General features: G+C 44.1%; 30 protein-coding genes. 18 read left to right on the forward strand and 12 right to left on the reverse strand.

Features of this window, described 5'->3' with window-relative positions; all coding sequences use genetic code 11:
- The 5 genes from V7R42_RS12980 to V7R42_RS13000 are packed head-to-tail and all read right to left on the reverse strand — an operon-like array spanning position 1 to position 3,874.
- Positions 1 to 717: a hypothetical protein gene (locus V7R42_RS12980; protein ID WP_334020699.1), complete on the reverse strand. Its 717-nt coding sequence runs from the start codon at positions 715 to 717 to the stop codon at positions 1 to 3.
- A 50-nt stretch (positions 718 to 767) separates the two neighbouring features.
- Positions 768 to 1,682, reverse strand: coding sequence for a hypothetical protein (locus V7R42_RS12985; protein WP_334020701.1), 915 nt, complete (start codon positions 1,680 to 1,682; stop codon positions 768 to 770).
- A 2-nt stretch (positions 1,683 to 1,684) separates the two neighbouring features.
- Complete coding sequence (locus V7R42_RS12990) at positions 1,685 to 2,650, reverse strand: hypothetical protein (RefSeq protein WP_334020703.1); 966 nt, start codon at positions 2,648 to 2,650, stop codon at positions 1,685 to 1,687.
- Between the two features lie 5 nt (positions 2,651 to 2,655).
- On the reverse strand, positions 2,656 to 3,300 hold the full coding sequence (locus V7R42_RS12995; RefSeq protein WP_334020705.1) for a hypothetical protein: 645 nt from the start codon (positions 3,298 to 3,300) through the stop codon (positions 2,656 to 2,658).
- A 10-nt stretch (positions 3,301 to 3,310) separates the two neighbouring features.
- Positions 3,311 to 3,874, reverse strand: a complete 564-nt coding sequence (locus V7R42_RS13000) for a hypothetical protein (protein WP_334020706.1) — start codon at positions 3,872 to 3,874, stop codon at positions 3,311 to 3,313.
- A 633-nt stretch (positions 3,875 to 4,507) separates the two neighbouring features.
- Here V7R42_RS13000 and V7R42_RS13005 point away from each other — a divergent pair.
- Together V7R42_RS13005 and V7R42_RS13010 are read left to right on the forward strand one after the other, a co-directional pair.
- Complete coding sequence (locus tag V7R42_RS13005) at positions 4,508 to 5,707, forward strand: tyrosine-type recombinase/integrase (protein ID WP_334020707.1); 1,200 nt, start codon at positions 4,508 to 4,510, stop codon at positions 5,705 to 5,707.
- Positions 5,708 to 5,933: 226 nt separating this feature from the next.
- Complete coding sequence (locus V7R42_RS13010) at positions 5,934 to 6,284, forward strand: hypothetical protein (protein ID WP_334020708.1); 351 nt, start codon at positions 5,934 to 5,936, stop codon at positions 6,282 to 6,284.
- A gap of 86 nt (positions 6,285 to 6,370) precedes the next feature.
- Here the strand turns inward: V7R42_RS13010 and V7R42_RS13015 are convergent, their stop codons facing one another.
- On the reverse strand, positions 6,371 to 6,727 hold the full coding sequence (locus V7R42_RS13015; protein ID WP_334020709.1) for a diacylglycerol kinase: 357 nt from the start codon (positions 6,725 to 6,727) through the stop codon (positions 6,371 to 6,373).
- 120 nt (positions 6,728 to 6,847) lie between these two features.
- On the reverse strand, positions 6,848 to 7,270 hold the full coding sequence (locus V7R42_RS13020) for a universal stress protein (protein WP_014998425.1): 423 nt from the start codon (positions 7,268 to 7,270) through the stop codon (positions 6,848 to 6,850).
- A gap of 184 nt (positions 7,271 to 7,454) precedes the next feature.
- Here V7R42_RS13020 and V7R42_RS13025 point away from each other — a divergent pair, with 184 nt between their 5' ends.
- Positions 7,455 to 7,928: a c-type cytochrome gene (locus tag V7R42_RS13025; RefSeq protein WP_334020710.1), complete on the forward strand. Its 474-nt coding sequence runs from the start codon at positions 7,455 to 7,457 to the stop codon at positions 7,926 to 7,928.
- Positions 7,929 to 8,016: 88 nt separating this feature from the next.
- Here V7R42_RS13025 and V7R42_RS13030 read toward each other — a convergent pair whose 3' ends face one another.
- Positions 8,017 to 9,645: an FMN-binding glutamate synthase family protein gene (locus V7R42_RS13030; RefSeq protein ID WP_334020711.1), complete on the reverse strand. Its 1,629-nt coding sequence runs from the start codon at positions 9,643 to 9,645 to the stop codon at positions 8,017 to 8,019.
- A gap of 345 nt (positions 9,646 to 9,990) precedes the next feature.
- Here V7R42_RS13030 and V7R42_RS13035 point away from each other — a divergent pair, with 345 nt between their 5' ends.
- The 3 genes from V7R42_RS13035 to bfr (V7R42_RS13045) all read left to right on the forward strand — a co-directional run bounded on the left by V7R42_RS13035 (position 9,991) and on the right by bfr (V7R42_RS13045) (position 12,640).
- Positions 9,991 to 11,562 (forward strand): cation:proton antiporter family protein, encoded by a 1,572-nt coding sequence (locus V7R42_RS13035; RefSeq protein WP_334020712.1) that lies wholly within the window; start codon positions 9,991 to 9,993, stop codon positions 11,560 to 11,562.
- A 134-nt stretch (positions 11,563 to 11,696) separates the two neighbouring features.
- Positions 11,697 to 12,173 carry a bacterioferritin gene (gene bfr, locus V7R42_RS13040; RefSeq protein ID WP_334020713.1) on the forward strand — a complete coding sequence of 159 codons (477 nt, stop codon included), beginning with the start codon at positions 11,697 to 11,699 and terminating at the stop codon, positions 12,171 to 12,173.
- Positions 12,173 to 12,640, forward strand: a complete 468-nt coding sequence (bfr, locus tag V7R42_RS13045) for a bacterioferritin (protein ID WP_014949587.1) — start codon at positions 12,173 to 12,175, stop codon at positions 12,638 to 12,640. Before bfr (V7R42_RS13040) ends, bfr (V7R42_RS13045) begins: the two co-directional genes overlap by 1 nt.
- A gap of 117 nt (positions 12,641 to 12,757) precedes the next feature.
- Here bfr (V7R42_RS13045) and V7R42_RS13050 read toward each other — a convergent pair whose 3' ends face one another.
- Positions 12,758 to 13,237 carry a hypothetical protein gene (locus V7R42_RS13050; RefSeq protein ID WP_334020714.1) on the reverse strand — a complete coding sequence of 160 codons (480 nt, stop codon included), beginning with the start codon at positions 13,235 to 13,237 and terminating at the stop codon, positions 12,758 to 12,760.
- A 229-nt stretch (positions 13,238 to 13,466) separates the two neighbouring features.
- On the opposite strand from V7R42_RS13050, the gene ccoN reads away from it, so the two are divergent.
- From ccoN to V7R42_RS13110, 12 genes are all read left to right on the forward strand, one after another.
- Positions 13,467 to 14,900: a cytochrome-c oxidase, cbb3-type subunit I gene (gene ccoN / locus V7R42_RS13055; protein ID WP_014949589.1), complete on the forward strand. Its 1,434-nt coding sequence runs from the start codon at positions 13,467 to 13,469 to the stop codon at positions 14,898 to 14,900.
- 15 nt (positions 14,901 to 14,915) lie between these two features.
- Positions 14,916 to 15,521 carry a cytochrome-c oxidase, cbb3-type subunit II gene (ccoO, locus tag V7R42_RS13060; protein WP_014949590.1) on the forward strand — a complete coding sequence of 202 codons (606 nt, stop codon included), beginning with the start codon at positions 14,916 to 14,918 and terminating at the stop codon, positions 15,519 to 15,521.
- 1 nt (position 15,522) lies between these two features.
- Entirely contained in the window at positions 15,523 to 15,684 is a 162-nt protein-coding gene (locus V7R42_RS13065) for a cbb3-type cytochrome oxidase subunit 3 (RefSeq protein ID WP_012518547.1), read from the forward strand.
- A 16-nt stretch (positions 15,685 to 15,700) separates the two neighbouring features.
- A complete protein-coding gene (gene ccoP / locus V7R42_RS13070) occupies positions 15,701 to 16,654 on the forward strand; it encodes a cytochrome-c oxidase, cbb3-type subunit III (RefSeq protein ID WP_334020715.1) in 954 nt (317 codons plus the stop codon).
- Positions 16,655 to 16,885: 231 nt separating this feature from the next.
- Positions 16,886 to 17,365 (forward strand): FixH family protein, encoded by a 480-nt coding sequence (locus tag V7R42_RS13075; protein ID WP_334020716.1) that lies wholly within the window; start codon positions 16,886 to 16,888, stop codon positions 17,363 to 17,365.
- Positions 17,365 to 19,833 (forward strand): heavy metal translocating P-type ATPase, encoded by a 2,469-nt coding sequence (locus V7R42_RS13080; protein WP_334020717.1) that lies wholly within the window; start codon positions 17,365 to 17,367, stop codon positions 19,831 to 19,833. Before V7R42_RS13075 ends, V7R42_RS13080 begins: the two co-directional genes overlap by 1 nt.
- Before the next feature lies 1 nt (position 19,834).
- On the forward strand, positions 19,835 to 20,065 hold the full coding sequence (gene ccoS / locus V7R42_RS13085) for a cbb3-type cytochrome oxidase assembly protein CcoS (protein WP_334020718.1): 231 nt from the start codon (positions 19,835 to 19,837) through the stop codon (positions 20,063 to 20,065).
- Positions 20,052 to 20,711, forward strand: coding sequence for a sulfite exporter TauE/SafE family protein (locus V7R42_RS13090; protein WP_334020719.1), 660 nt, complete (start codon positions 20,052 to 20,054; stop codon positions 20,709 to 20,711). Before ccoS ends, V7R42_RS13090 begins: the two co-directional genes overlap by 14 nt.
- A 45-nt stretch (positions 20,712 to 20,756) precedes the next feature.
- Positions 20,757 to 21,494, forward strand: a complete 738-nt coding sequence (gene fnr, locus V7R42_RS13095) for a fumarate/nitrate reduction transcriptional regulator Fnr (protein ID WP_334020720.1) — start codon at positions 20,757 to 20,759, stop codon at positions 21,492 to 21,494.
- Between the two features lie 268 nt (positions 21,495 to 21,762).
- Positions 21,763 to 22,686: a universal stress protein UspE gene (uspE, locus tag V7R42_RS13100; RefSeq protein WP_334020721.1), complete on the forward strand. Its 924-nt coding sequence runs from the start codon at positions 21,763 to 21,765 to the stop codon at positions 22,684 to 22,686.
- Positions 22,687 to 22,813: 127 nt separating this feature from the next.
- Entirely contained in the window at positions 22,814 to 23,767 is a 954-nt protein-coding gene (gene ttcA / locus V7R42_RS13105) for a tRNA 2-thiocytidine(32) synthetase TtcA (protein ID WP_334020722.1), read from the forward strand.
- Entirely contained in the window at positions 23,768 to 24,790 is a 1,023-nt protein-coding gene (locus V7R42_RS13110; protein ID WP_334020723.1) for a patatin-like phospholipase family protein, read from the forward strand. It abuts the gene before it with no gap.
- Between the two features lie 14 nt (positions 24,791 to 24,804).
- On the opposite strand, the gene V7R42_RS13115 is transcribed toward V7R42_RS13110, so the two are convergent.
- From V7R42_RS13115 to V7R42_RS13125, 3 genes are read right to left on the reverse strand one after another with little or no spacing between them, the layout of a single operon-like run.
- Entirely contained in the window at positions 24,805 to 25,452 is a 648-nt protein-coding gene (locus V7R42_RS13115) for a DUF2987 domain-containing protein (RefSeq protein WP_334020724.1), read from the reverse strand.
- Entirely contained in the window at positions 25,449 to 26,240 is a 792-nt protein-coding gene (locus V7R42_RS13120; protein WP_334020725.1) for a glucosaminidase domain-containing protein, read from the reverse strand. Before V7R42_RS13120 ends, V7R42_RS13115 begins: the two co-directional genes overlap by 4 nt.
- Complete coding sequence (locus tag V7R42_RS13125; protein WP_334020726.1) at positions 26,233 to 26,964, reverse strand: stress protein; 732 nt, start codon at positions 26,962 to 26,964, stop codon at positions 26,233 to 26,235. Before V7R42_RS13125 ends, V7R42_RS13120 begins: the two co-directional genes overlap by 8 nt.
- Positions 26,965 to 26,980: the final 16 nt, after the last annotated feature.

Genomic DNA, 26,980 nt, shown 5'->3' on the forward strand with positions numbered 1-26,980 from the left:
TTAGCTGCGATTGTTCAGATGTTTAGTTATGAATGTTCCTGAATTTCCTGCCGCCCCAGGTTCTCCGGCGCTTCCGGGCGTCCCTGTTGTACCCGAATTTCCTGCAGAAGGTCCCGGCTTACCACTGCAGGTGCCTGTACCAGCAGCACCTGGTGTACCCGGCTCACCGTAAGCGCCGCCGACTCCTCCGGCCTGTCCACTGCCACCTGTTACTGAGGCCACAACGTCCGCTCTACCCTGTTTCTGGTTTACCCATACCGTGACATTGCCACCATTACCGCCTTTTCCCCCATTGCCGGCATTTCCTCCGTTACCACCGTCACCTGCATCTCCACCATTACCACCTGTCGTGCAATGCGTACCTGCTTTGTCACCATCCCCTCCAGCGCCACCATTTCCCCCAGCACCGCCATTTCCTCCTTTACCGGCAAGCCCGCCATCTCCGCCTTTGCATTCGATTGATAAAAGGTCACAACTCAACACTTCGATGTTTAGGGATATCGATGGAGCATTACTCCCATTTTCCCCAGAAGTACCATCTGTCCCCTGTCCTCCATTGCTTCCATTGTGGCCGGACGTAGCGGGGTCACAGGAAGAACTCCAGTTGCACTTTCCTGATACGCCTTTTAGGCCATTCAAACCAGGATCTCCATTTTTACCATCGACGCCATCTAGGCCATTAGTACCATTCGCTAATATTGAAATTTGATTACTCATTTTGCTAACTCCTTGTCAATTGTTTGACTTGCTGTCGAGCTTTATTTTCCCTAAGCCAACGCTGTATTGGTCGGCGCACTGCAAAGGGCCTGCAAAATAGATGCTGTCGTCATTAAGCGGTTTTCATCTGCATAGAGTTGTCCGGACTGAGGAGAGTCATCTGGAATTGAAATTGCTGGATTGGTCACTCTTAAGTCCGGGCTACTATCCCATGAACCGTCAGCTCTTTGCATAGTCATTATTTGCTGAAACAACTCGATACCCGCACCACTATGCCCTGATAGCATCAGAGACCCAGCAATCCAACCCGCACTGCTATAAGAGTGCACGGACAAAGGTCCGGGTTCCGGTGTAACAATGAATCGGTTTTTTTCGCCGTGCCAGTGAGATGCCATCAGCAGGTGATAGGTGCAATACCATGGGCCGTTCCACCAGTACCCCTCCCAACCTGTACAACTATTGAAGTTTGCATGCAATCTATCGTGTAGACTTTGCCAACGTTTCTCAGGTGCATCTAGCTGCGCTGATTTTAATGCCGGCCACAAGATATCCAGATGAGGTTCAGACCAAGCCCCGTCGCCTTCAACGTATGTTGTAAAGCCAGCAGTTTCTCGCCAAGCATTTCTTAAAAACTGGCGATCATCATGGTTAACGGGATAGTCGAGGGTATCCATCAAAGCGATAACGCAAGCTGTCGAATCAGAGTCCGGCCCGGTGTGAGCATTGTATCCCCAACCAATAGGATAACTGCGATGTTCGTTCAGCCATTGGGCAGCCAAGTGAGCGGCGTTTTCGGCCTTACTATGTTGCCAGTGAATGCCAACATCAGCCAATGTCCAACCAATGAAACCCGTCACCCACTCCGTAGAGACACCGACGGGTAAGTCGTAGTCTTCCCACTGCCCTTGCTGTTGTGCAGCAACGATAAAGTCAACCGCCTTTTCGACCGCGTTTCCGAAAGACATAATTAACGAACCGCCTGCAAATAGACGTTGACTCTAGCATCTGAATTTGAGGTAACCCCCAAACCGGCAAAGGCAACTGAAATTTGGTCGTCATTAAGTGACTCAGCAAAGCGTGGTAGGCCTTTCGCACCTGGAATATCTGCAAAAATACGGTCCCACTCATCAAGAGAATGAGCGACGCAGTGCCCACAAACATCTGCTTTGGCATCGGTTGGACCAGTCCCATTCAAAGGCGCAGATATAGAAAGCACTAACCCGTCAGGATGAATCTCTCCGCGAGGAATTGCTATTTTTAGCCAGTCGATTATCGGTGCGCTATACAATTCCGTCACTCCGATAGTTTGCAGATTGCTATCACACGTTAGGCGAAAATAAATCTTAACTCTGGCATCCTCGAGGTTATACCCTTCTATACCAAAGCTACACAGTTTGACGTTATCTTCCTGTCGCAATAGTGGCTGGAAGTAACCAATGGATTCCGGCGTAATGAATTTCAGCCAGTCATTGATCAGTAATTTCGCCTTATCACCCAAAGGCTGAGAATCACAATAAATAGCCATACCGTGAGACCCGGGTACGGAAGCCAACCAAAGAGGACCCTCTGAGAATTGTTCAGGTAAACACCAGCTACCCATTAGTAATCGAGTCGTCTTCAATATGGGGAATAATTCAGGCGCCCTAAGTTGTGCAAGATTAAGCGCGGTTGCCCATGCAGAATGAAATCTTATTTCGCTTCGCATTGAATAGCAGGGGTCGACCACCAGTCTTCCTCTGATGTTATTTTTGCTCGCGGAGACACACAACTCTATAGGCGAACCATTACCGTTAAGCGCTGAATAGCCGGATGTGTTCGACCAAGTAGATTTCGGTAGCAGAGTATTAAGCTCAACTTCAAATGCCTTTTGATTGACAATACCAAGGCGTTCAGAAGCAGGGGCTAACGCTCTGACGTCGTTAGCGACCGTCATATCGATTATGAATCTGGTACGAGATTTATAACCCCAGCTCTTCCTGGTGCGCCAGGTGAACCTGCGGCACCACCACTGCCTGATGAGCCTGATGGGTTACCGCTACCAGCGCTGCCACCAGCACCGCCAGCACCACCTTTTCCTCCAGTGGCCTGTACATTGCTGGTGGTAATATTGGCGGTTGGACTGAGCGTCGTGTAAACTACAGTAAATGTGCCTCCAGCACCACCATCGCCGCCATCTCCACCAGCCCCTCCGACACCACCATTGCCGCCAGCTCCCTGACTTCCGGCAGATCCGCAACCGCCACTGCCACCCGCTCCACCTTTACCACCTGCACCGCCAGTGCCACCTGCACCACCGTTTCCACCGGCGCCACCAGCGTTCTCAATATTTATATCTCCGATAATTGCCCCAACATTTAAGGTTGCCGTAGGGCTGGAACCGCCTGAAGAACCCGAAGTTCCTGGCAGGCCGGGATCTCCGTCTCCTCCAGATGATCCTTTTCCTCCGTTTCCGCTACAGGACCCATTCCAGTTTTTGCCCGGCCCGCTTGAGCCTTTATTTCCTTCTTTACCATCTCCGCCTGCCTGGCCACCAGTACCATCTGTCCCAGGAGTACCTATGTTTGAAATTGTTCTGACAGTCATCGTAACTTCCTTATTTCTGGACGAGTTTTTCTATATTAATCTTGACGCTAGATTTAATAATGATCTCTCCGCCTTCTTCAACGGTCACGGTACCAACATTAATGACTGAGCCTGGAGGGTTATCAATTATCCACGGATTTGCAGGCGTAACGGTGATGTCCTGAACCGCTGAAACGGCAACCGAGAAGGGAGCAAAGAATTTCTCTATTGTAGGCTTCCAGGCTTTTGCTTTTGAAGAATCGCCCCAAACATAAGCCTCAGCACCTTTTATCAACTTTTCTCTTTGGTCCGGAGTAAGTTTGTCTATGCTATCTGCACTAAATTCTTTTGCATCGTGATCTGGCGCTTCAGGCCCTTGTTTGATTTGTCCGCTGGCGTACAGAGCGTCATCATTGCCTGCCCATTTCTTCATTTCATCGAGATTTGAGGTTTGAAGCGTCTTAACTGGTTTAATATTAGAACCGGCGCCTGAAGCTCCGATTCTGGTGGGTCCGTCGTAGCCATCACATTTGCAAACATCATCTATACTTAGACCATACCGATGCATTTGTTTTTCGAGTGTAAAATTCGACATCCTTTGTTCCTTTTTCTCTCTGTGAGAATTAAAAAGTAGTACAAAATTTAACCATGTCAAATTATTGACCAATCGCTTGGCTCAAAATACGGTAATCGTTAGCTGTGTAAAACCCTGCCCAACTTAACATTCAAGGGCAACAAAGCTTTTTTCGAAATAGCTTCATGCTTGCATGGTCGACGACATTTATCATGTTGGTGGCGCTTTAGGCCACTTATAGGAGTTTTCAAAAACAGATGTTGAAGTAGTTTGAGTAAACTATATTTAGTAATACCCATTATCTATGCAGACTGGTATAAATTCTGGTCTATTGAAACCGTGAAGCAACTGTATAAAGCAAGTTAAATCAACATTATAAAGCCAATATTTGACGTCTCAATTGTTAGCAGTGTTAATGGTAAGCCTTGCACTCACATAAGCTTTTCTACACGACTGTTTAAATATACAGTTATATGATAAAGTGGCGTTCTGAAATATAAGCACTTTATATCGAGTAATATGTTTACATTTGCTGACGAAGTCTACACATAACATTCACTGTTATCGCGCGTTATATATAATATATTCAATGCGTTACAAATCATCGAGGATATATAACATACTCTTAGTGGTACACAACAACTAGGTGATTCAATGCCTTCTAAACCTAATAATTTCCACTCACCATCGCACAGAATAAAAGATGAAGACGATAGATTTAGCACACCGTCGCAATTTTCTAGTATTCAAGATGTTACTGTTAACAGCAATGAATTTGACGAAAGCTTCTCGAAACCGATATTAACCCAGCAGGCATTGCTACCCAATGAAAGCGTATTTTCAAACAATAGCTTTGAGAGTTATTACCGCGATATTTTCACTAAGCTACCTTATAATACGCAACGCGCTTACATCAGCGATTATAATGAGTTCGCCATATTTTGTAAGCAAGCCGGAATAGAGAGTTTTAAAAACGACTTCGAACATAACGAATGCTGCATTAAGCACTACGTGGAAGAGCTATGTCGTTCTCCCCTAGCCTATAGAACCATAAAGCGTCGTCTCTCAGCACTGAGTAAATTATTGGGTGTTGCGAAGTTACCCAATCCAATAATAAGGTCGGCATATTTAAGGGACTTCATTCGTCTGTCGCTAATTGAGAACAAAAAGTTTCGTCTGTCTCAAAAACAAGCAGTGCCGCTAACCATTGATATGGTTGAACAGATCAATAATGCGGTAATACCTGATTCATTATTAGAACTTCGTGACCTTGCAATCATCAATTTGATGTTCGATGCACTGCTTCGAGCAGACGAAGTCGTGCGCATTTGTGTTGAAGATATATCCGCACGAAATAATACCTTACTCGTTGCATCCTCGAAAAGTGATCAGTCCGGTCAGGGTCAATATCGCTACGTGTCTGCAAGTACAATTTCAATGGTACAAGAGTATATTAATGAAGCGAACATCGACCCAAAAACTAAACAGCAACGCCTTCCTTCCGATTTACGAAGCCTACATAAAGGCATTCTTTTCAGACGACTAACGAATCATAAAACGGCACTTTTGCCGTTCGACGAACATGTTCCAAGCCACCACGCTAACGTTTTAAATTACTCTAGTGTTTACAGAGTTTGGCAACGAATTGCCCGGCGCGCAGGTATTAGCGAAAATATTACCCCTCATAGCGGTCGAGTTGGAGGCGCTGTTTCTCTTGCCGAAGATGGTGCGACTTTACCTGAACTTCAGCTTGCTGGCGGTTGGCAGTCACCAGAAATGCCCGGCCACTATACAAAACAAGCTAATGTAAAGCGGGGCGGAATGGCGAAACTTTCGGCGAAACGAAAAAGATAAATTCAAAAATATCAAAAGTATAGCTCCATAAAGGTTACGCATAACCAATAATTCTAATATTACGCACAACTCACCAACTCTATTTACACATGTTTAAATCTGAAATGATTTTTCGTGCGTAGTAATTGCGTATTCTTCACACATTGTTCCTTAAAATAGAGTCATCTTCCATGTAGATGATGCACTTTTGCATAGGTCAGTGACGCGTTAATGAATGGAGTTTTATATGAGCAGCGCAATAGATACTAAGCACGGAAAGTTACTTGCAGAAATGGTGGTTCAATCTTCTTCATGGAAGATCCAGCCTGAAAAGCAAGACCATTTTAAATCTCAAGAAGCGGCAGTCGAGTATTTAAACTCTCACAACGAGCCTCTTTATCTTCATGTCCCACTTGTCCAATCCGACGAATACGTAAGAATTTGTGTTACGTCACGAGGCGATGATGTTGTCTTTACGATTAAAGATTTGAATAACGGCGGCGAAACTTCACTGCACTATTCTCATATCAAGAATTTAGACAGCACCATTCGAACATTAGTTTCTGAAACCTGCGATCAAAAGATAAAAGCCCTATGACGGCCTTTTGACCATCGAGCTTGAAAGACGTTATTTTGTTTATACTTATAGCTGCAAGCAATGTTTTAGCCCAAAACATGCTTGCCCTACCAAAGAATGGTAAGCCAAGTAAAACATGCTAAGGCCAAACTGACAAAAACTGCCGCGGAACCAATGTCTTTTGCTCTCCCGATAAGCAGGTGTGTATCTGTGCTTACATGGTCACAGAGCTTTTCGACAGCGGTGTTGAGCAGCTCCGTTATCAGCACAACCAATAGTGACATAACAAGCAAAATTCGCTCGATGCTTGTAACTTCTGAAAGAAAAGCGACGGGTATCAATATAAACATTGTGAAAACTTCTTGCCTAACCGCGGCTTCGCTTAGGAACGCTGAGCGCAATCCTTTCAACGAATAGTAAGACGCGTAAAGAAGCCTAGTTAATCCTTTTCGTTTTACCATCATGTTTAGTATTTACTAAAAAACCACTATGCTAGCGAACAATCATTACATCTACATGACGATTAAAGGTTTTATTTTTGGGTACCTTCCACTTAGGTCTTTAATTAAACGCGCATAGTCTAATTACACCTTGACTGCCAACACATCTGTTTTAACACCGTGTAAAACCGCATTTGCCGTGGAGCCAAGCAACAAGCGAAGACCACTCTGACCATGCGTACCTACAACAATGAGATCAGCGTTAATTTTCTCGGCCATGTGGTGTATTTCATCGGCGGGTGAACCAATCTCTACGTTCACGTGGCTGTAAGGAATATCGTGTTTAGAAGCAACATCTTTTAATTGTCTTAGTGCCTGTTCTCTGACTTCTTCCGAAAAATCACGCTCTAAAAATAGCCCATAGGGCTCTACGTTGGTTTGCGGGTATGCGACATAAAGCAAGTGAATTTTGTGGCTATTACCCGCTATCGCGATGGCTTTTTCTACAACTAATTCGTAGTCAGAATAAACATCAATAGGGACTAATATTGTATCGTAACCTTGCATGGTGGCGCTCCTTAACAGTTTAGGTAGTAGTGGTTTTAACATTCCATTTATTATTCGTACCACATAATAGAACCACAAAAATTATTATACTTTGCGCTAGGTCAATGTTTACCCCTCAAAATTATCCATACTTGATTTATGTACTACATTTCGTAAATAGTAAAATTTAGTGAGGGGTGTAAATATGAGAACCATAATAATAGTAATAGTGTCGCTTCTACTATTTGCCTGTGATCAAGGACCAAAATCGCCTCGGGGATTCAGTCTGCCCGAAGGTGATATGGAAAAAGGTTATCAGGTTTTTAAAAAATATCAGTGCCAGGACTGTCATAGAATTGCCGGAGAAAAAGAGCGTAAAAATGCACAGTATTTAATAGCAAAGCCCATTCCTTTGGGAGGCAGCAGCGGAAGAATAACGACATATGCAGAACTGGTTACCAGCATTATCAACCCATCACATAAGCTCACCCCACGTCAGCCTGCCAGTTTTACCAGTGAAGACGGTGTCTCGTTGATGCGGATAATAAATGACGAACTTACGGTATCTGAACTAATAGATTTAGTGGCTTACTTACAACCCAAATATAAAGTAACGCCATATAGAACCAGTGATTACCGCCTTTATCAACTGCGTATTCCTGAGAAAAAAGCGGAATAGAGGTTGAAGCTCACTTAGCCTAACTCTTAATTGATAGTTTCGAAGAGAGTTAGGCTTTTTGTTTATCATCACGTTAAGTAGAAGTATGCTATACGGCCTTCGTTTCTTTCTCTATTTCTGCCAGTAAACTACACGGCATAAAACTTCCCGCGTTGGCCTCTTGTAAATGTAACTTAAATCGCTCGGGTACTTCATCAGTCAAAAAGCTCCCTGTTTTTACCAGTGGAAAAATTTCGTCGTAACGCGCAATATGACATTGGTCAACACGCCTGAAAATATGAGTACGATTTAGTTCGCTTGTTTTCACATGCCCGGTAGATGACAAGATATCCATTAACGCATGAATAGTCTTTTGATGAAAACGGTACACACGCTCATACTTGTCTTCAACGTTTAAGCCTTTGGCAAGCTTAGGATCCTGCGTTGCTACACCAGTGGGACATTTATTCGTATTGCATGATAACGACTGTACACAACCAAGTGCTAACATCATTCCTCGAGCACTATTACACAAGTCTGCACCTAAACTCAGATTTTTAGCCAACTGGAAGGCGGTGATTATTTTTCCAGAAGCAATAATCTTAATGCTATCGCGGATCCCGAAGCCTGTAAGGCAATCGTCGACAAATGCCAATGCCTCACGAAGAGGAAAACCAATAGAATTAGTATATTCTAGCGGGGCAGCACCCGTACCGCCTTCGCCACCGTCGACGGTAATAAAATCTGGTGTAACGCCTTTTTCTACCATCGCCTTACACATAGCAATAAACTCACTCTTCCTGCCTAGCGCAAGCTTAATTCCTACCGGTTTATGTCCACTTAATTCGCGCAATTGGCTTATAAAATCAACCATTTCTAACGGCGTTGAAAACGCCTTGTGTCTAGGGGGAGAATCGACCTGAGTCCCTGGTTCCACACCTCGTATCTTGGCTATTTCAGGCGTATTTTTATACGCAGGTAAAATACCGCCATGTCCAGGTTTGGCACCCTGGCTTAGCTTAATCTCTACCATTTTAACATTGTCGAGTTTGGCTTTTTCTTCAAAAAGGACAGGGTCGAAACCACCATCTTTACTTCTACAACCAAAGTACCCTGTTCCAATTTGCCATACGATATCGCCACCGTTTTCGAGGTGATACGGGGTTAAACCGCCCTCGCCCGTATTATGATAAAAACCGCCTTTAGCAGCGCCTTTATTTAGCGCCAAAATGGCATTTTTTGACAAGCTTCCGAAGCTCATTGCGCTTATGTTAAGTATGCTTGCACGATACGGCTTTTTGCAATGGGGACCACCTACCGTTACTCGGGGATCTTCATCCATGTCTTCCACTTCGCGAGCAGATAAGGAATGGCCAATCCACTCATAACCCTCTTTATACGTATCTAGCTGAGTACCGAAAGGAACAGTTTCTCTGCTGTTTTTTGCCCTTTGATACACGATAGACCTAAACATACGAGAGATAGGTGCGCCGCTGGTATCAGTCTCGATGATGTATTGTTGAATGTAGGGCCTGAGTCCCTCGACAGTCCAACGCACCCTGCCAATTAATGGAAAATTTTTTAAAATGGCATGCTTCGTTTGAAAAGCGTCAAATAGACCAAAAATCAATAGCGTGACTGATAAAAGTAAAAACCACCACACTGGAGCCCACAGTAAACCGATCACAACATTAATAGCGACCAACAAGGTTAGCACGGTGAGAATTGTTAAACGCATTTAAAGTCCTTCTTTATCTTTGATCATACCTATACAAAATAATATGCCTACATCCATGTTCAATACACTTAAAATCGGTAACCAGATTCAATTGGATGATAAGCTGCTGATATATCTTTGTAATGTACCGCATCAAGCCATAGTTAAATTTGGTTACGCGTTACCTATTCATCGTACTTCAATGCTTTTTTAGCTGCGAAAAAAAGCCATTGCATGCTAGTCTATTAGTCTTCAATTTGTGTCTTGACTAAGCGATTTGTCAATTGTAGCTATCACTGGTCAATAGGTGCTATGACTTATAAAGGGTAACGGATTTTACGTTCAACATTTTCTGAAAGGTAATTCATGGAGTATGCATTTCTTCTTTTCGCATTTGCCTGCGGCTTAACGGTCAAACTTATTGGCATTCCTCCTTTAGTTGGCTACTTGGTAGCTGGCTTCTTATTAAATTTTGCAGGCTATACGCTCACTGACGATTTAACCCAAATAGCCAACTTGGGCATTACCATTATGCTCTTCACTATTGGCCTGAAACTTAACATCCGCGATTTAAGCCGCCGAGAGGTTTGGGCTGGAAGCGTTTCTCACACCTTGTTATGGGTGGGAATAATTACCTGCTTCGTTTACGTTTTAGGTGCGGTTGCAGCTAGTTTCGTAGACGGGCTTACTTGGAAAAGCGCTGCGCTTATCGCTTTTGCCCTTAGTTTCAGTAGCACAGTATGCGTGGTTAAAGTATTAGAAGAAAGTGGCGAAAGTAAAACTCGCCACGGTCGGCTAGCCATCGGCATTTTGGTTATGCAGGACGTTTTTGCTGTAATATTTCTTGTAGCAGCTACAGGCAAGCTACCCTCAGTGTGGGCGCTCGCCTTATTAGCCTTATTTCCAGCAACGCCAATCATAAACAAAATGATTAATAAGTCAGGACACGGCGAACTGCTGCCACTTACAGGTTTTATCCTCGCACTCGGTGGCTATCATTTGTTTGAGCTTGTTAATATAAAAGGCGATTTAGGGGCGCTTATCTTCGGTATTATGTTAGCGCAACACGAAAAAGCGTCAGAACTAGCAAAATCCTTACTTAGCTTCAAAGACCTATTCTTAATCGGCTTCTTCCTCACTATCGGTCTTACCGCCCTTCCCGATTTTAGTATGATAGCTCTAGCTATTGTCTTCTGTTTATTTATACCGTTGAAAGCAGCACTCTTTTTTGGCCTATTTACTTCGCTACGCCTTCGTGGACGAACAGCGTACCTAAGCAGCTTAGTGCTTTCAAATTACAGTGAATTTGGGCTTATTGTTGGCGCGCTAGCCGTTTCGTTAGGCTTATTAGCAAATACATGGTTAGTGGTTATTGCTTTAGCCGTATCTATTTCATTCGTTATTACCAGTGTGCTCTATCGCAATTCACATTCCCAATACCACAAACATAAACACACCATTAAACGTTTTGAAAAGGATAAACGCTTAAAAGAAGATATTTATCCTACTCTTCACAATGCCGAATTTTTAGTGCTAGGAATGGGGCGTGTCGGTCGCGGAGCCTTCAATGCGCTGTCTAAGTTGAGCGATGTGAGCGTATGGGGAATGGATGCCGATCGGGTAAAAGTGAAAGAACTATCTGACGAAGGACTAAACGTAATATGCGGTGATGGTGAAGACGTCGATTTATGGGATAATCTGGATATCAAACAAATTCAGCTCGTTCTCCTTGCTCTGCCTTCTATTCAAGACTCAATAAACATCACACGTCAGCTTAAAAACGCGGGCTATACTGGAAAAGTTGCGGCCATAGCACGCTATGAAGATGAAGTATCACATTTACTGGAAAACGGTGTTGATAAAGTTTTTAACTTTTTCACGGAGGCTGGTCTTGGTTTTGCGGAAGAGAGCCTCGCTTATGCCCATTCACAACAGTAATGCTGTTCTAAATGCGAACAATGGATGAATTGAGAAACGTTATCGTTTGTAAATATCTGTTATACAAAGACTTTTTTGACATCCACACATGTTTAGACTAAACTTCACGCAAATACGTTAATAGGGTTTACACAATGCAAGGTGATAAACAAGTTGTTGCAAAGTTGAACGAAGTACTTACAAGTGAACTTACTTCGATAAATCAATACTTTCTGCACGCTCGTATGTTCAAAAACTGGGGTTTTTCTGAACTTAACGAAAAAAATTATAAAAAGTCGATCAAGGACATGAAGCAAGCGGACGATCTTATCGAGCGCATTTTATTCCTTGAGGGCCTTCCTAATCTTCAAGCGTTAGGCAAGCTTTATATTGGTGAAGACACCGTTGAAATGCTGTCATGTGATGCGCGTTTTCAAAAGGAACAGCTTCCACTACTTCGCGACGCCATCGCCTTATGCGAAGAAAAACAAGATTATGTCTCTCGTGATCTGCTAGAAGACCTTCTTGAATATGAGGAAGAGCACCTAGACTGGATTGAGACGCAAGAATACCAAATTGATGCGATGGGTATAGAAAACTACCTTCAAGCGCAAGTAATGGGAGATGACTAATGAAAGGTAACCAAGCAATCATCAATGGCTTAAACGAACTACTCTCTTACGAGTTAGCCGCCATGGATCAGTATTTCATTCACTCTCAGATGTATCTCGATTGGGGTCTGAATAAGCTTTACGAACGTATCGATCACGAATTTGATGACGAGCGTGGACATGCCACTAAGCTAATTGAGCGCATGCTGTTTTTAGAAGGTACGCCTGACATGACGAAGCGTACAGGCTTCAAGGTAGGTAAAGATGTACCTGAAATGCTTGAGAGCGATTTACGGGTGGAGTATGAAGTTGACGCAAAGTTACGAGAGGTTATTGCACTTTGTGAAACTGAGAAAGACTATGTGACCCGCGATATGCTAATTGTGCTATTAGACGATACTGAGATGGATCACGCACACTGGCTAGAGCAGCAACTTGGTCTTATTAAGCGCTTAGGCATTCAAAACTACCTGCAGTCGCAAATGTAATAAAAAGCGACGAAGCCATAGTTTACAGATAATTGATAATGAAAGGTCGTAAAAGCGGCCTTTTTTGTGCTCGTTTACTACCTTTATCTTTAAAGCGTGTTATTCCTCTTTGAACAGTTACTGCTGAGTCACGAAATACAGATAACTGGGGCTTTCTTTATCTTTAATATTCAAACGTAGCTGCCACTTCATTACCGGCTCACTACAACTGCCTAACATAAACCAACCTGACCAATTTCCTTCCCCGTCATCATCTAACAATACAGGAATTTTACCCATGTACATGTTTACGCCCTCAATCCATGCGCTTTCAATCTCCACCCCGACGGGAACGAGAAGCTTGACCGTTACGGACTCTTCAGGTTCAGGCTTGGTAGAAAAAGAGGCAATCGACAGCTTATCGTCAATTAAGAATTCGCAAGTTTCATTGACAAAGTTGCAGCTATTTCCTATTCCATTAACTACATCTGTGTCTTTTAACACTGATGACTGGAGTTTATGTGCAAGGTATACACACACGGCTACAACAATAATTGCCACTAACGGCAGCTGCGAATGTAAATATTTTGATCGTTTATTGTTATCGTTATTTAGCATTTCTTAAATTTTGTGTATTTCTTCATTGACGGAGATCAAGCTTAGGTAGTTTATGGTATCTTTTTGTAATTAAAAACCTTATCATCCGCGTACCAACTGGCTTGGAGACAATAATTATTACTCTTTCCGAGCTCGGTGTGAAGCGTTATTCCTTAGCTGATACACGTCTCGACCGCACTATTCCGGCAGTTGGAGACCATAGTTCATTTGAAGTGGAAGATTCATTAAAATGAGTGAAATAAGCCAAGCACAACCTGACTACAATTATAAAGTAGTTAGGCAATTTACCATCATGACCATAGTCTGGGGTATCATTGGTATGGGCCTAGGGGTATTTATTGCCGCGCAGTTATTTGCACCTATGCTTAACTTTGACACACCATGGCTAACATTCTCACGTTTGCGTCCGTTGCACACTAACGCCGTTATTTTTGCCTTCGGCGGCTGTGCGCTATTTGCAACGTCGTACTACATCGTTCAGCGTACCTGCCAGGTAAGACTGTTCAGTGACAAACTTGCCGCATTTACCTTTTGGGGCTGGCAAGCCGTTATCGTTTTAGCTGTTATCACCCTGCCTATGGGTTTAACCAGCTCAAAAGAATACGCTGAACTAGAATGGCCAATTGATATCCTTTTGGCACTGGTTTGGGTCGCTTATATCATTAACTTCTTCGGAACCCTAGTCATCCGTAAAGTTTCGCACATTTATGTTGCAAACTGGTTCTTAGGCGCGTTCATGTTAACTGTTGCAATTCTTCATATTGGTAACAGCATGGCAATTCCGGTATCTTTCACTAAATCGTATTCACTGTATGCAGGCGCAGTAGACGCTATGATGCAGTGGTGGTACGGCCATAACGCGGTAGGCTTTTTCCTAACTGCGGGCTTCCTTGGTATGATGTACTACTTCGTACCTAAGCAAGCTGGTCGCCCGGTTTATTCATACAGACTTTCAATTGTTCACTTCTGGGCACTTATCTCTCTGTATATCTGGGCTGGTCCTCACCACCTTCACTACACTGCCCTACCAGACTGGACTCAGTCATTAGGTATGGTGATGTCTATTATCCTATTCGTTCCATCTTGGGGTGGTATGATTAACGGTATTATGACGTTATCTGGCGCGTGGCATAAACTTCGCACCGACCCAGTATTGCGTTTCCTTATTGTTTCATTGTCTTTCTACGGTATGTCTACCTTCGAAGGTCCAATGATGGCAATTAAGACCGTTAATGCACTGTCTCACTACACTGACTGGACAATTGGTCACGTACACTCTGGTGCTCTAGGTTGGGTTGCAATGGTTTCAATTGGTTCAATTTACCACTTAATTCCAGTGCTATTCGGTCAGCGCGCTATGTATAGCACCAAGCTAGTTAACGTGCACTTCTGGTTCGCCACTATCGGTGTTGTGTTATATATCGTAGCAATGTGGATGTCTGGTGTACTACAGGGTCTAATGTGGCGTGCAGTAAATGCAGACGGTACGTTAACCTACAGCTTTGTTGAGTCATTAGAAGCGTCTAAGCCTTTCTATGTGGTTCGTTTCATTGGTGGTTGTTTCGTGGTAGCGGGTATGCTTGTTATGGCATACAACACATGGAAAACCGTTCGTGCCCCTAAAGGCAGTATCGCTGCAGATCCAGCGACTCAGCCGGCGTAGTAAAGGAGACGAATAATGAAAAACGCACATGAGTTAATTGAAAAAAACGTTGGTCTGTTAACGGTATTAATCCTTATCGCTATCAGCTTCGGTGCCATGGTTCAAATTACGCCGTTGATGTTTCAACAGCAAACCATGGAACCGGTAACAGGCTTACGTCCATATACCGCGCTTGAGCTTGAAGGCCGTGATATCTACATCCGTGAAGGTTGTGTAGGTTGTCACAGCCAGATGATCCGTCCATTCCGCGCTGAAACAGAGCGTTATGGTCACTACAGCGTTGCTGGCGAATCAGTATGGGAGCACCCTTTCCTTTGGGGTTCTAAGCGTACTGGTCCAGATCTGGCACGTGTTGGTGGTCGTTACAGCGACGAATGGCACCGAGTTCACCTGCTTAATCCTCGTAACGTGGTACCAGAGTCGAACATGCCAGGTTTCCCTTGGCTTGCGGAAAACACGCTTAATGGCGAATTAACAGCTGAAAAAATGGAAGTATTCCGTGGATTTGGCGTTCCGTATACCGACGAAGATATCGCGGGTGCGAAAGCGGCAGTACAGGGTAAAACGGAAATGCAAGCCCTTATTGCTTATCTACAATCTCTTGGCACACATTTGAAATAATATGGACCAGGGAATTGTAGGCAGCATTTTTACTGTCATCGTCTTTGTAAGCTTCATCGGAGTCGTGTGGTGGGCGTTTAGCGGCCGCAACAAGAAGAAATTCGACGAAGCAGCAAACCTACCGTTTGCAGACGAAGAAAAAGAAAAATCAAAAGAAGATTAGCAGGAGTCTCGAACTCATGAGTATGTTTTGGACAATTTGGATTTCAGTGATAACCCTAGGGTTAATCATTGGTTGCTACTTCCTTCTACGCTGGACCCTTGCTAACAAGACCGGCGTACCTGAAGGTGAGTCAATGGGCCACAAATTCGATGGTATTGAGGAGTTGAATAATCAACTTCCTCGCTGGTGGACAATTATGTTCTACATGACCATCGTTTGGGGCTTTTTATACCTAGCGCTTTATCCTGGCCTAGGTGCGTATGAGGGTATTTTGGGTTGGAAGAGCTCTAACCAAAATATTCAATCGCTAGAAGAGTCAGCTCAGGCGCGTATTGACGCTAAAGAGCAAGGCTACCTAGTAGAATATGACCGTGAACTAGATTTTGCTGCTGAGAAGTTCGATCCGATCTTCGAAGCGTACGCACAAGTTCCTGTTGAAGAATTGGCTAGAGACCCAGAAGCAAATAAAGTAGGTCAGCGTTTGTTCCTACAAAATTGCTCTCAGTGTCACGGTTCTGATGCACGTGGTCAAAACGGCGGCTTCCCTAACCTAACGGACAATGACTGGTTGTACGGTGGTTCAGGTGCGAAAATCGTTGAAACCCTTACGCTTGGTCGTAAAGCAGCAATGCCAGCATGGCTTGACGCTATGGGTGAAGACGGTATCGAAGAAGTGGTTAACTACGTACTTAGCCTAAGCGGTCGCGATGTAGATCCTCAGCTTGCCGAAGCAGGTAAGGCGCGTTTCGCAGCATGTGCGGCTTGTCACGGTATGGACGGTAAGGGTAACCAAATGCTTGGTGCACCAAATCTTACCGACAACATCTGGCTATATGGCGGCAGCCACAGAGCGGTAACTGAAACGCTTACTTACGGTCGTAACGGTGTGATGCCTTCATTCAAGAAAACCTTGGGTGACGACAAAATTCACGTTGTTGCAGCGTACGTTTACAGCCTTTCAAATGATTAATGATTTAAATCATTAAATATCTTAAAAAGCCTCGTTACTACGGGGCTTTTTTTATGAGAAAATACAGCCATATAGAGAGTGCCGTAGCGAACAATTTTTTGCGCGCTAAAGGCTTGTGTGACCAACACTAAATTTATTGTTATTAGCGGCTTAAACACAGTTTTTTCGGTAGTAATAATAGAAATGTTGTTAGCGACCTTGCTAGTAAAGTAAATACGAGAAAAAATTTCGATGAATAGTCCCTGGTATAAAGAGTTCTGGCCCTGGTTTTTAATTGCCGTTCCTATTATTACCCTCATCATGGGTGGCGTATTGTTAAACCTTGCTATTTCTACCGAAGATAGCCTGGTGGTAGACGACTACTACAAGGAAGGAAAAGCAATTAATGCGCGATTGGACAAAGAAGCCATCGCCCGCCGTTTAAACATTACCACCGATTTAACCATTGAAGGCGGTAGCATCGCACTACAGTTCCATTCGGGGATTCCTCAAGAAGGTAACGCGGTTAAATTAAGTTTCTATCACGTAACGCTAGAAGAGCGCGATGTTAGCGTTTTATTGAGTCGCGACGCTAACGGTATTTATCGCGGTTTTGTCGAAGAAAACCTTGATGGTAAATGGCGTGTATCGCTAACACCCATTGATGATAGCTGGAAAATTCAAAATACCGTCTATCTGCCCCACTCTGGCAAAATGAAATTCAATCCATAATGGCCAAGCACGACTGTTACCATTGCGGTTTGCCCGTTGCGGAATCCGATGATGGAAAATTTACTACCGTCATATTAGGGCAACAACGGGATATGTGCTGCCCAGGCTGTTTGGCAGTCGCAGAAGCTATCGTCGATAACGGTCTAGAGGACTATTACCAGTTTAGAACAGAGCCGGCGCAAAAATCTGACGATGGGATTTTAGAAACCCTAGACAAACTCAAGGTATACGACGACCCTTCCCTTCAAGAAGAGTTTGTTTTTGAAGAGGGGCAAGATAAGCAAATTCAGCTGACTCTTGAGGGTATTACGTGCGCTGCGTGTGGCTGGCTTATCGAAAAGCAGCTGTCAAAAGTTGAAGGCATTAAGCAAGTAGCAGTAAACGTTCAAGAGCGCCGCGCTTTAGTTACTTGGTCACCGTTTCAAATAAAGCTTAGCCAAATTCTTTCTACGCTGAAACGCATTGGTTATGTTGGGTCGCCATTTCACCCCGACGAGCACGAAGCCAGTTATAAGCGCGAACAAAAGACCTTTCTGAAAAAGCTTGGCCTTGCTGGCATTATGACCATGCAGGTGATGATGCTGATGACAGGCCTGTATTTTGACTGGTTTGGCGCCATTGAGTTAGAGACCCGCCAATATTTTTACTGGGTTGCCCTTACGCTTACTACACCTGTGGTGCTGTATTCAGGCAGCACCTTTTATGTGGGCGCCGCTAAAGCGCTAAGCGCCAAAACGGTTAATATGGATGTGCCGGTTACACTCGCCATATTCGGTACTTACATTGCTGGCATTCGCTCTACTGTATTAGAGCAAGGTGAAGTGTATTTTGAATCCATTTGCATGTTTATTTTTCTGCTGTTACTTAGCCGATTTTTAGAACATCGCAGCCGCCATCGCGCCGCACAGATTTCTGCCAATATGATGCAGTATGTGCCCGTATCAGCTACTAAAGTAATGCCCGATGGTAGCCTAACCGAGTGTCTGGCTAAGCAGCTAAAAATTGACGACGTGGTACTGGTGAAGCCTGGTGAAACAGTCCCCATTGATGGGGTGGTAAGCGACGGCAACGCGGCGGTTGATGAGTCTATGCTTACCGGTGAATTTAATCCTGTACGAAAATCAAACAAAAGCCCTGTGTACGGCGGTACAGTCTGCCAAGATGGCAGCTTAACCATTACGGTTACGCAAACTCTCAAAAATGCACTGGTAAATCAAATTGTAAGGCTTCAGGCAAGCGCCATGGCAAGCAAGCCCAAAGCAGCACAGATAGCCGATAATTTCTCTCGATACTTCGTTACTGCAGTACTGCTAATATCAGCGTTAACCTATGGCTTTTGGGCGTATCAGGGTAGCGACGAGGCATTTTGGATCACTATATCAGTGCTGGTTGCAACCTGCCCTTGCGCATTGGGATTGGCTACACCATCAGCGTTAACCTGCGCTATGGCAAAGTTAAACAGGCAAGGTATCTTACTAAAACGCGCTGATGCGCTAGAACAAATTACAGACATTGATACCATCGCGTTAGACAAAACCGGTACGCTCACAAAAGGCAAGTTTACTATTACAAATGCCTGGTATGCAGACGGCGTGGATAGTGATAGTGCGCTATCAATTGCCCGCGCTTTAGAATTACGGTCTGAACATCCAATTGCCAAAGCCTTTAATGAGGATAAAGCCCTTAGCGAGAAAATAGCCCTTAGCGAAAATAAGGCCTCTCGCGGTAGTGTCGATTCTAGCGAATGCCCTCTTCACAAAGTGACTAATTTTAACGTCACACCAGGAGGCGGTATCAGTGGTGAAATCAATGACACGTTGTTTTCTATGGGTTCTGCAGCATTCAGCGTTAACGAATCACAGCTAAAACTCATTGATGACTTCCCTTCAGCTAACGTGTTTCTTACGGTTAAGGGACATATTATGGCGGCGTATGAAGTGAAGGATACGCTGAGAGAAGATACGCAAGAAACGCTCGATATATTAGCTACAAGCCATACCCTTGCCGTTTTGAGTGGTGACACACAACAAAACGTTAACGCGCTTACCGCAACACTGCCTATTTCGACGGCTAAAGGTGGCCTAACACCAGAGCAAAAGTACGAAACCGTTCAAGCTATGCAGCAATCTGGTGCCAAAGTGATGATGATGGGTGACGGTATCAACGACGCGCCTGTTCTTGCCAGTGCTGATGTGGCGATTGCAGTGGGTAATGCCACCGACGTGGCTAAAACTGCCGCCGACGTGATATTACTTGGCGATCAGTTGCTTTCTGTGCCAGAACTTATTCGAACTGCGCATCAAGTGAAGCAAAAAATAAGGCAAAATATTGGTTGGTCGGTAGGTTACAACGTCTTGATCTTACCTTTCGCCGTATCTGGACTACTTTCTCCATGGATGGCTGTTGTTGGTATGTCGTTAAGCAGTATTATTGTAGTTACAAACTCAACGCGACTTTTGAGCAAATAGCATGAGTATTATTTACGTATTGATTCCAATCGCCATCATTATCGTTGCCGTTGCTATCGTGATATTCTTTTGGGCGGTGAAAACCAATCAATTTGAAGACTTAGACCGTCAGGGTTACAGCATACTGTTTGACGATGATCTTCCGCCTGAAGAAAAAAAGCTCGCTGAGCAACGCAAGCAACTGCAAGACAGTAAAATAGATAAAAGCCAAGCGCCACATGGAAGGGATTAATTACTTCTCGGCCTTTCTAATTGGCTTAGCAGGCGGTGTGCACTGTGTAGGTATGTGCGGTGGAATAGTCGCGGCGCTCAGGATGGTATCGCCTAAAGGCGCTTCAGCACTGCCCTATACCCTTGCCTATAACATGGGGCGTATAGTGAGCTATACCATCGCTGGCGCAATGACCGGAGCACTTGGAAAAATAGCAGCAGACTATATCCCCCTTGCCAACTATGCCCTTTCTCTACTTAGCGGAGTTATGTTGCTTCTGTTAGCCTGCTATTTGGGCAAGTGGTGGACAGGCTTAGCGCTACTTGAAAATGCAGGTAAAGGACTCTTTTCCAAACTCCAGCCGTTATCTAAGCGCTTTTTGCCGTTCAAAACTCCTTTTAGTGCCATACCTTATGGGTTTATCTGGGGCTGGTTGCCTTGTGGACTCGTGTATTCAACACTGACTTGGTCACTGGCAGCGGGTAATGCGCTTGAAGGTGCTGCTACTATGTTTTTCTTCGGTTTAGGTACATTACCCACCTTGCTCGCTGCAAGCGCTGGCAGCCAATATATTATGCGTAGTTTTCAGCACCATCATTTTAGACAAATAATTGCAGTAATGATGGCAATATATGCCGCTTATGTTATTCATGAAGCAATCGTTTAAAAATGGGTGTATTATTGTCCGGTATTCTTTTAGAGAGCGTGCATTATGAGCAAAGGAAGCCAATTTTCTATTCACTGTCAAAACTGTAGTTTTAGTCACTTATGTTTACCGGTGGCGTTAAACAAGACAGAAATTGAGTCTCTTGACGATATAATCGAGCGTAAAAAGCCGCTTCACAAAGGTGATACGCTTATTCAAACTGGCGATAAGTTCCGTTCTCTATTCGCTGTGAGAACTGGCTCATTTAAATCTTTCGTAACTAATACTGAAGGTGAAGAACAGATTACAGGCTTCCATTTTCCTGGTGACATTATTGGTTTTGATGCCTTACGGGAAAACAGACATCAAAGTTATACCTCTGCCTTAGAAACCGCCATGGTCTGTGAACTGCCCTACGAAACCCTCGACGAAATGTCAGTACAATTTCCAAAGCTTCGCCACCAGATTATGAGCTTCATGAGCGCGGAAATAAAACAAGATCACGACATGATCATGCTTTTAAACAAGCGCACTGCCGAAGAGCGTCTATTGTACTTCATTTCACATTTGTCGCAGCGCTTTGAGGAGCGTGGTTTTTCGCACAGAGAATTCCACTTAACCATGACGCGTAACGAAATTGGAAACTATTTAGGATTGACGATAGAAACCATTAGTCGTCTGTTAAGTCGTTTTCAAAAAGACAACATCATAAAAGTGGACGGAAAACTAATCACTATTGTAGATTTCGATCTACTCAACACTAAATTAGCAGCGCTAAACGGTCCAAGCGTTGTCTGCGGATGATGTTTTTTTGTCTCGACAATGCGCGCGTAATGCGCGCTTTTTTATGCAATAACGTTTTGTAACATTCAGCTCCTTCTAACGTCTATCCCTTTCCGCCCCTCTATGTGTTTAATGAACATAAATATCAATGCTTAATAACTGGCTTGTAAAATTCTTGATCTAAAACAACTTACGTTTTTCACAATGTCGATTATAGTTATTATGAGCTATTTGTTAAAGAACATCGATTTGGACAGCCGCTACTAAGTTTCGTAGTTAAGGGGACGTTATGATTGAGTGTAAACGAATTCTGGCCGTGGTAGATGCCGAGCGCGATAACCAACCTGCACTTAGCCGAGCTTATGAACTCGCTTCAAAAACGGGCGCTTCAGTTATCGCTATGATGGTGGTTTATGATTTATCTTATGATATGGCGACGATGCTTAGCCCCGATGAACGCGAGTCAATGCGCGATGCGGTAACGAAAGAGCACGCTAAATGGTTAGCGACCCACTTAAGAGAACAAGGGTTCACAGAAACTGACATAGTTGTAGAGTGGAATAATCGTGCGTATGAGTCGATCATTTACTACACCCTAAACAACCAGATCGATATAGTGGTAAAGGCAACCAAAAAGCACGACGATCTTGCTTCTGTCATTTTCACGCCTACAGACTGGCATTTAATGCGTAAGTGCCCTCGCCCCGTGCTGCTCGTTAAAGAGCACGGCTGGCCAGAAGGCGGAGAGATTATTGCTGCGGTAAACGTAGGCAGCGAAGACGATGAACACGCCGCACTAAACGACAAACTTACCCTCATTGCTAATGACTACGCATCCTTACTAAAAGGTAACGTTAATTTGGTGAACAGCTACCCGTCAACGCCTCTAAACATTGCCATAGAAGTGCCTGAGTTCGACCCCGATACCTATCACGATGCGGTAAAAAATCACCATTTAAAGGAAATGCGAAGTCACGCGTTGAAGTATGGTATCCCTGAAAACAAATGTGTAGTAAGAGAAGGATTGCCAGAAAAGGTCATTCCTCAAGTGGCAAAAACACTAGATGCAGAGCTAGTCGTAATAGGCACCGTGGGGCGTGTAGGTATTTCAGCGGCCCTAATTGGTAACACTGCAGAACACGTGATTGACGAACTGAATTGCGATGTACTCGCCATTAAGCCTGATGGATTTGTGTCACCATTATCGGTGTAATCTTTACATCAGCCTTATGTAGCAGCGAACACGGTACGCCACCAACAAAATTAACTTCACAGGCATGGTCTCGAAAAGGCGCTTTAATGTATAATGGTGGCTTTATCACAAACTAAGCTAGTTAATTATGAGTTTAGGCACAAACAGTGCTGACGCGTCGCCATTAAATGCTGCGCAAAGTAAGCAAAAGTACAACTTCAACAAACTTCAGAAACGACTTCGCCGGAATGTGGGTAAAGCCATTGGCGATTTCGGTATGATTGAAAACAACGACAAAGTCATGGTGTGCTTATCTGGCGGTAAAGACAGCTACACCATGCTTGATATTCTATTGTTTTTAAAGAAGATTGCGCCTATTCACTTTGATATCGTTGCGGTTAATCTTGATCAAAAGCAGCCTGGTTTCCCAGAACATATCTTGCCTGAATATCTAAAGAGCATTGGCGTTGACTACAAAATTGTAGAAGAAGACACCTACTCGATTGTTAAAGACAAAATTCCAGAGGGAAAGACGACATGCTCCCTCTGTTCTCGCTTGCGCCGTGGTATTTTGTACCGCACAGCAAAAGAACTTGGTGCCACTAAAATTGCATTAGGTCATCACCGCGACGACATGCTAGAAACATTCTTCCTCAATATGTTCCATGGTGGCAAGCTAAAATCCATGCCGCCAAAACTGGTGAGCGACAACGGTGAACACATCGTCATTCGTCCGTTAGCATACTGCACAGAAAAAGACATTGAGAAATATTCTCAGGCCGTTGAATTTCCGATTATTCCATGTAATCTTTGTGGTTCACAAGAAAATCTACAGCGCCAAAACATAAAGGCTATGCTTCAAGACTGGAACCGTCGCTTCCCAGGCCGTATAGAGTCGATGTTTCGTGCGCTTCAAAACGTAGCACCTTCACATTTAATCGACAGCAACCTTTATGATTTTAAAGCGATAGCTACCCAAGACGGCCCAGTTGAAGATGGCGATATCGGGTTCGATGAACCTTCTTTTACTACAGAAAATAGTACGGACTTCAGTGATGAAGATAATGCTATTGAAGTTATAAACATTATGGAACCGAAGTAAATGAAAATTGGACTTGCGTTAGGTGCCGGTGCCGCAAGGGGCTGGACTCACATTGGTATCATTGAAGCACTAGAAAAACTCGGCGTTAAAATTGACGTGGTAGCAGGTTGCTCTATTGGTGCCTATGTTGGTGCTGCCTACGCAAGTGGCAAGCTGGAAGGATTGAAAGAGTGGGCCTGTTCGCTTAGCGACTGGCAAGTGCTTGCTCTTATGGGCGTAGGCCTTAGACGTGGCGGGATAGCAAGCGGACAGAAGGTTTTCGACAAGTTAGCAAGCGAGTTTTGCGAATCAACCTATGAAGACATGCAAAAGCCCTTTGCGACGGTAGCGACTGACCTTTATACCGGCCGTGAAGTGATATTTAACTCTGGTCCCATCGGCGATACCATTCAAGCATCTTGCGCTATCCCCGCACTTTTTGCGCCTGTAGCACACGGTGATCGTTGGTTGGTAGACGGTGCCGTTGTAAACCCTGTACCGGTGAACTTGTGTCGCCAATTAGGGGCCGACTTTGTCATCGCGGTTAACCTTAACGCCGATTTCCGCCCACTTCGCCTTGAAAAATTAAGGCAAGACCATGAAGAAAACCAACGTAAAACTGAAGACTTTTTTACGAAAAGCCAAAATGTATTGCGACAATGGTTTTCACCTGACAATAAAGAAGAAAAAGCGATAGAGAAAAAAGGCGAACAGCACAAGGCTTCGTCTGACGATGTGAAAACAGAAGAAGGTATTGCTTCTGATGTTATTGAAAAAGTGGAAGAAGAATTTACCGAAGTGCCCGCTAAAGTAAACAAGCGAAACCCGCCTGGAATTATGAGCGTAATGAGTAGTTCACTTGAAATACTTCAAGCTCGCGTCACACGTTCACGTTTAGCTGGCGATCCGCCTGACATTCTTATTGAGCCTCAGCTCACCGACGTGGGTATTATGGAATTCCACAGAGCCGAAGAGCTATGCGCGAAGGGCGAAGAAACCATCGCGCGTTTAGCAGAGCAAATTAGGTATCAGCTTCTTACCTAATCCCAAATATGCATCTAGCTTGAAGCCATAGCGGTAACACGTAGCGGCGCATGAGGCAGCGTTAAGCCTTTTGCGTCGTTGATCCAATCTTGTTCTAGATGCAACACGCCGTTATTAATTTGCACACCTTGTGGTGTAATAAAATCTAAATTCTTGTCATCAAACTGAATCATCAAGCCTTTTACCGAAGGCATCATGAAAGACAAAAAGCTTCCCATTTCATTAAAGAAAGCTTCGTACTGACCATACAAAAAAGTAAGGTCGTCTTTTGTGTAATACTGCTTTAGATATTCCGGCTTGGTTTCAAGTTGTACCGACATATCACACACGTTCGCCCGTTCGTTTAAATCGATGCGAACCAGTGCGTTGGCAAGCTTCAATGCTTTTTCAGTTGGCACGGTGAACCGCCCTTCATCACTTACTTCTAGGGGCATTGTTTTTTTATCGGTTACGATAGATGCTCCGTTGACTTCGCATAAACGCCCTTCACCAACACGGACAAACCCAAATGCAAATTGGAGGGCTTGGGTATCTTCGTTATCCAATTTTTTAACATGGCTGTAGAAACGGCTGTACTCAACGTCTATCGTTTCAGCAGCAACGGACGGACTGCCCACACCAATAAACAGAGATGAAGCAAAAAATAAAGCAGCACGTATCATTCGGATAAAAACTCCTCGTTAAATAGGATCATAGTTTGAAGCTCTTCAACATAAGCGGCTCCTCGCTCGGAATAATTCATCAGGCCTTCAGCTAAAGCAACGCCAGTAATAGGAATTTGGTTTGCACGCAGTCGGCTGCGGATCTCTCTTAAATCCTCATATGCGTCGTGACGATTTAAGTTTCGCATATAGGTGTACGTTGCGCGCGACAAACTATCAAACTTGGCAACTTCATGAGAAGCTCCGTCATTTCTGCGGTTGGGTACAAAGCCGCAACCTTTAGAGAAGCACCACAGCCCGAAAAAATTATAGCCCTTTCTTGCAAAGCGGCTGGTTCCCCAAGCCGATTCATTTGCCGCCTGCACGAGTACCAGCTCGGCTGGCAGGACATCAATCTTTTGCAACAGCGCCAAGAGTTTCATCTTAAGCGGTTGTGCGGACTTAACCCGATACTCTTCTACCAGCCACTCAAGCCTTGCCATATCTTCATCAGAAAGCGACGTGTTGGCTAACGCCTTCCTGTACAGAGTTTGTACATAATGCCTTAACGTAAGCAGGTAAGCATTTTGCTTCTCTACTTCGGGGCGTAGATAGTTAAAAAACGCTTCTTTTTTCTCTTTTACGTCAGTATAGGCAGAAAAGTCAGGCACAGGCTTTTTAGCTTCAACCGTTTGCGGTATGTCTAAAACATCCGGCTCGTCCTTAGTTAAAATAATGGCATTAATGACAATTACCGCTAATACACCCAGCGTTATAAGAACAATTTTAAAGGTTTCACGTTTATGCATCGAAGCTAGACTCATTCACATCGTTTCCAGATGCTTCCGTGCTCACTCCTTGTTCACCAATCAGTTCCTGATAGAGCAACCCCATCATACTAAAATAAAAAGGTAATACCCATACAAGAGAAAAGCCAAAGGTTAACGGCACCGATGCGAACAGTAGAAAAAACACACCAAAAATACTGGCAATTTGCGCCCAGTACGCATTAAACACGCGGCATGAAAGGATAATTGCACTAATTGGCGTTAGTTTTCTATCAACAACCAGCATCAGTGAAAAAGACGACGCTAAATAAAAGTACACGCCAGGAATAATAAGCAGCATCATGCCAAGCTGAACAAGAATACTGTTTACTAATTGAGTCAATGCCACCAAAAATATAAGAGGAAAAAACTGAAATACCGTAAACACTGAAATTTTAGCGCCACGGGCAACAAAGACCCCCATCATGTACAAACCGGTCAGTAGTGGGGAGACGATGCAGATGGCCGCAATTTCAATAATAGACTGGTGTTCAAATACGTAGCTCCCATCCTCATTTACTGTGATGTACTGCTGAGCAAACAAGCCTAACACGACAAACGTCAAAAATAGCACTACGCTTCCTTGCAACAAGGAGCCGTAATTTGCTTTGGTTAAACCGGCAGCGCGGCGCAATAGACCTTTGGTATCAAATTGATACTGTTTAGACAACGTATTGTTCAGGCGGTCTTGGTTTACGTCTTTCACACAACTCTCTTATCTT

The organism is Alteromonas sp. S015 (genome assembly GCF_036864485.1).
In the GTDB taxonomy this organism is placed as follows: domain Bacteria; phylum Pseudomonadota; class Gammaproteobacteria; order Enterobacterales; family Alteromonadaceae; genus Alteromonas.